Below are 5,745 nucleotides of genomic sequence, written 5' to 3'. Positions count from 1 at the left end.
ATCTATTGGTTTCTTTCATCCATTGCGGACATAGCCTCGTCCGTCAACCGCTTTTGTCACTTTCCATAAATAAAAATCTGAAACCCTTGCTGCATAAAGTTTTTCCGATCAAGCAATGATAATATTTTTCATAATAAAAAATAAAGCGACAAACCCAGTCCCAGTCAAAGTTTTAAACATTGCTTTTGATTTTTGTTTCCGGAGAGTGATAGAAGAGAGTTACTACCAAATTATGCTGCTACAAGTCAGCTAATCCCCAACGCCGAATGAGTTTGGCGTTGGGGATTAGCTGATGTGCTTAATCAACTGTTCGCTCGGCGATAAAACTTGTACTAACTCAACTGCGGTTAAAATTGTGATGCATTCCCATAACATAGCAACATTGCTAGATTAGTATTTGTTAATGGAACGTTGCATTTGAATTTAATGATCGCAAGTATGATTACCAAGATTAGCTAATTGATATTTTAAAAAAGATTAAAAAATTCGGTAACTTTTATAATCTACCAGCTTGTTGCGCTGCTTGCAATCAGCATAATAAAAGCTCATAAACATTAAATATTTGCTACTATTGCCAAAGACTGTTTTTGTAAATCTATCAATTCTAAAGATTTTAATTCTAAATTTTTAAATACAAGACTTGGCTCATTGGCTTTTGTGACCATAGAAATTATTTTTTCTTCAGCACCTATTTTGTTTAAAATATCGTCAATCAGGTCACTTTTGTATTTGTTATATTTTTGAATTTCTGTTTTATGTACTAAAAGCAGTGGATATGCAAGGATAGCTTTTGCAATATTTAATACATTACTTAGATTATAACTATTTATAACAGAACTCCTACCATATTTATTAAAGCCAAAATTTGACTCTATGTTGCGTTGATAAATATCCTTATATATACTAATTTTTGCAATTTCTATTAAGCATATTTTGACATTACTTAAATCATCTAGTAAATAATGACAAATTGCTAACCCTAAGTAAGCGTAAAAAAGACGCTCGCCCTTTTCAATACAAGTAGCTTTAGTAAAACAAGCCCTAGCATCATTAATTAGAAGCGAATGTTGTTCATAAGAAGAGCTAGAATTACACGCCTGAAGAAGTGTTTTCCAAGCAGCATCAAATTCTACCTGCATCAAAATGTCAAGCTTATTCTCAATAGAGTCTATTAGCTTTGAAGCTTTAGCAAGCTTTATAGAAATATCAAAAACTACTTTAGATGCCCCGAAAAGGACTGTTAAGGAAATAGGTTCACTCATATAAATAATTATCTAGTTTGTTGCAATATTTACTTAATTAGCTAGGGTGCAGCCGGTACGACTGGGTTCTCTCAATGTGGCAGGGGCAATTACTACCCCTTCAACTCATGCACACGCTGCCATTCCTGCTGAGTAATCTTGTAATTGGTAGCATTCGGCTGACGAATCACTATCAGATTTTTTAACACAGGGTCTTGTTGTAACGTGGTTCATACCCAACCTAATTCCTCTAAAGCTTGAGCAACTTGTGGGCGTAACTGCCACTGCCATTCTCGTTGAGTCATACTTTCGGTATCTTCCAATGTTTTCCAGTACCCCGAAGCTAACATCCATGACCAGAATGGTTTACCGTTATCATCACGTTCTGGTGGCATATAGTTTAAGTAATTTGCGACCAGTTCTGCTATTCTGGCGTATTGGAGATTTGCACCACCAAAATGTTCGTATCCAGCCGCCTGCGCTAATCCAGTGGCAGTAATAATTTGTGCGGATGCCTGGTAATGCGCTTTCAGCATAGCTTTATGACTATTCGTTATTTCGCAACTGATAGCCATGAAAGCTTGTTTGTAGTCCTCTACTGGCGGAAACTCAATAGCTAAAATCTCCTGCATGACATAGCTTTTAAATCTATCTATGCCAGTAAAATAGCGATAACCAAGACGATTAGCAATTTCTTCGATTTCCTTATCTGCATCAATTATCAGGGCAACTGGTTGACTTTTACCCTCTTGCAAACCATTGGGCCATGCTAAATCCAAGACTGCGATCGCACTACTTGTAGAATCAATCAGTTCGTACATCAATTGACCCTTTGGCAACCCCTGCTCTTGCACCCATGCATTACATTCTTCTAGAACTCTTTGGTCAGCCAGTGATACAACCGCAGTAGAGCTTTCAATAACGTTTTGAGCGACATGAGAGTCTGCCGCTTTTGGTTCTGGAATATCGCCAGCGAGTAAGCTATTCAAAAATTTATTGGCAGCTTGAGCTAAAAGTTCACGACGTGCGGCTAAAAACTCATGGTAATTTTCAATTTGCCACAAACTGCGTTCCATCGGTATCCAGTGCGTTGCAATCGCACCCGGTTGGATTTGCTCGAATGCCTCAAAATACTCCGAAGGATGGCGATTTGAGACTTTGAGGTTAGTTTCTTGGGTAAGAAAGGTGAGGTTAGCGATCGCGTTCACTTCAGATTTTGGATAACCGCCTTTGTAAAGTAGCGACTTGGGGAATATATGATGAACTTCTAAGCAGCTGTGCTTACCTAAAAGATGTTTAGACAGGTCAATACCGCTATCCCAATCTTTTGCCTGATGCACGCGGGTAAGCATATAAACTAGTGGATAAAATCTTGCTCCCATACCCCAGCCTTGAAAATCAATCGCTTTGATTTCCAAGTCGCCGCGATTTTGCCTTAAGTTGGCGATGAGTTGGTCTAATGGGTTATCTGTAGATTCTAATATGTGCAAATCTTGGGCTAGAACGCTCTCAGTTGAGCCTGCGTACCGTCCCCACAGTAAAGTATGCACGTACCAGTACAGTAACTTGTCGCGTTCTTTGTGATCTCTAAGATGTCCGCCACGATCAACAAGGTAACGAACCATGACAGGAAAGGCGTAAATACCACCGAGTACCCGATTGTGGTCGAGTCCCAAACGCCCAGAAATGAGGTTGAGCAGGGTATCAATAGCTTTTTCTGCCTTATATAGCCCGTCTTGAAATGTCGCAGTCTTAACATCTTTGAGTGCGGAAAACATTGCCTCTCCGGTAATAACTGCATTAATGCACCTCAGCAACCACTCCAAACGAAAGTCAAAACCTGCTTTATTCCATTTTGCCAGACGTGCTTTGAGTTCACTACGGGCATCCGGCCATTGAGCGCAAACTTTTGCTAGTGCCAAATCACCTTTAGATAGTTTGGTTCCGCCACTATTGACAGTGTTGAAAATTTCAACAACAACATCAACTGTTTTATCTTCACCGCTGACTTCTTCAATATGAAGATTAATATTTTTGATGCCTTCAAGTTTATTTAAGCGATTGATATAAGTAGTCAATCCAGAAGCAAGTTCGGGAATAGTTAACAAATTCTGGATAAAAACTCCTACACCTTGCTGCATCAACTGGGTGACATTTACCCACAAGGGATTATCCTTCATTTTCAGAGGAGCATAAAATTCAAATATTTCTTCGTCTAAGTTGAAGTATAAACCTGTGAAAGCTTGGGTATTACCATCAAAAAACTGTGGTGGCTTGCCTCGTACAATGCCATAGAAAGAAGTAATACGCTGTTGACCGTCAAGCAGTAGTTTAACTGTACCTGCGGAAAGCTTACCATCACCACGTTGATGCTCAACTGCTTGCTCAGTCTTGGTTTCCCATACTAATAAGCTACCAATGGGATGCTTACGATAAAGCGAACTCATCAATCCACGCACTTGGTCACGATTCCATACGTAACCCCGTTGAAACTCTGGTAGGGCCATACTCCCCATATCAATTTGGTCGAGGATAGTTGTAATATTCATAATCTATTTTTTATGAAAAAATCTATAATGTTCACGCTGCCTGTGCAAAAGATTTAGCAAAACCAAACATACTGAACAGCCAGTGATACCATTCTTGATGAGTGATGAATATCTTTAAAGCTGACTCCAAATCAACATCCAAATCTCTATTCTGAATGTCGATAATTGTTTGATAAGTCAAATCCAAGGAAATTCTGTCATGCTTGGTCAATAACTTAAACTTTCCATTAGAAGAATTATTAAGTTGAGCTATTTTTTCCTTAGCTACTCTACCCCTGACTTCATTTAAGCGTTGATCACGAAATAAACCAAAGTGGTCATGAGGATGCAGACTCACTAGCTCATTAAAATTATTAATTCTGCTAGTAAAAGATGTGGTGCTTGAGTCAACTTGAAGAAACCCCATCACATAATTTTTCTTGTCAGTCTCAACTACAATATGCTCTGGTAAAACTCGCTTTCCTAAGCGATAATGGGTCAGTTTTATAGGCTTTATATGGTTCAAAGCTTCGGCAATAGTCTTTAGTTTGCCTATGTCATCATAGTCAGAAATTATAGGAAGATTGCTATACTGCTGCTCAAGTTCAGCCTTTTTCAAAGTTAAATACTCCAGAATATTATGCGAGTTCTGTGGGTGTAACTGGATAACATCAGGAAGAAACTGCTGACGCAATTTTGTTAAGTCAACCGACCCTGGTTCTTGTATTGCTTGCATCAAACTCAGAAATGCTTGGGTCAGTTGTTGCTGTTGCTGCTGTACAACTCGTAATTCCTGTTCGAGTTTCTCTTTACTATCGAGCTTGTGAAAATTCTCCTTGACAGACGCTAGAGGAATATCACGAACTTTGTAGTTGTAATAGTCTGCTGCTCGGTTTAACACCGCTCGAATTGGCTTTTGTCCGAGAATGTCTTCCAAATCTTCCAGGGTGAATAACAGTTCTAAAGGAATATCCACCGCCATTAGTTTTACTCGCAGAATTGCTTGAAGTTCTGTTTCATCTGGCTGACGTAAATGGATTTGGTACTGGGAGACTCGACCAATAATTGAGTTGTCAAAGCTAGCTTGGAACTGTTCCCATCGGTCAGGAAACATATTGAGGATAATTAAGCTGTTGGGAACATGGGTAAAAATTTCCTTGATAGCTTCCCCAAAATTCAACAAGATTTCTCGGTTATGGGGCAGTCCTAATCCTTCTAGCTGATCAAAGATGATAATTAGAGGCTCATCCAAGATCGAAAGTTTAGCCAAAACTGAAATTGCTTCTAACGAAAAAGCTTCTTGGCTAAGGTCTTCGCCCCAATTCGGCAAACCTACTAATTCGGACTCTTCTAAAGACAAGATATTGCCAGCCAACCAACGAGTGGCGATATCTTTTCGCCGAGATTCAGTATAGCTACAATACTTAATAATTCCCTTGAGGATAGCAAGAGCAAATCCACCAGAAGAATAATGACCTGCCCACCATTCGCCAACCCGTTTCTCAATATGCTGCCAGTATTCTCGTTTGCGTGCAGTGCCTTCTGCTCCAAGCGCATCTAAGTTTTTATCTTGCAGAGCTTTGATAATTTCTTGGTCTTTCTGAGATGTCACTCGGAAACTGAGAATTTGAGAAAAGCTATTGATAATTAGGTAGTCTAATTGGGTAGCAGAACCAACCGACTGTATCAGCGACTCTAAAATACGGCTGTAGATGTGATGTAGCACCGCCTTGGGGTGGTTCGGTTGGCGGATAAACAACAGCCGATTATTTAATAATCGCTCTTTCGCCAGTCTCATCATCAAGTGAGTTTTACCAGTCCCCGGCTCTCCAATAACTACTACCCCTTTACTCTGACGGTTGGAATCTAGTTTGATATCCGTCAAAATTGACTCAAGGGTAAGGTATTCTTGTCTGTAAGTCCCAAAGTGATCCGGGTGAGTCTGAAACGGAGTATCAACACGGCTACCACTAAAT

Annotated in this window: 3 protein-coding genes; all 3 read right to left on the bottom strand. The window is 39.6% G+C overall.

The features are described 5' to 3' along the window. Positions 1-554: 554 nt before the first annotated feature. Positions 555-1,262, bottom strand: a complete 708-nt coding sequence (locus AC5JL8_RS02685) for a hypothetical protein (RefSeq protein ID WP_495878233.1) — start codon at positions 1,260-1,262, stop codon at positions 555-557. Between the two features lie 209 nt (positions 1,263-1,471). After that, complete coding sequence (locus tag AC5JL8_RS02680) at positions 1,472-3,790, bottom strand: GmrSD restriction endonuclease domain-containing protein (protein ID WP_495878232.1); 2,319 nt, start codon at positions 3,788-3,790, stop codon at positions 1,472-1,474. Between the two features lie 31 nt (positions 3,791-3,821). After that, a partial coding sequence (locus AC5JL8_RS02675; RefSeq protein ID WP_495878231.1) for a DEAD/DEAH box helicase family protein occupies positions 3,822-5,745 on the bottom strand: 1,924 nt, incomplete at its 5' end.

This window comes from Mojavia sp. (assembly GCF_059505145.1).
This window is presented reverse-complemented; position numbering and strand designations above follow the sequence as displayed.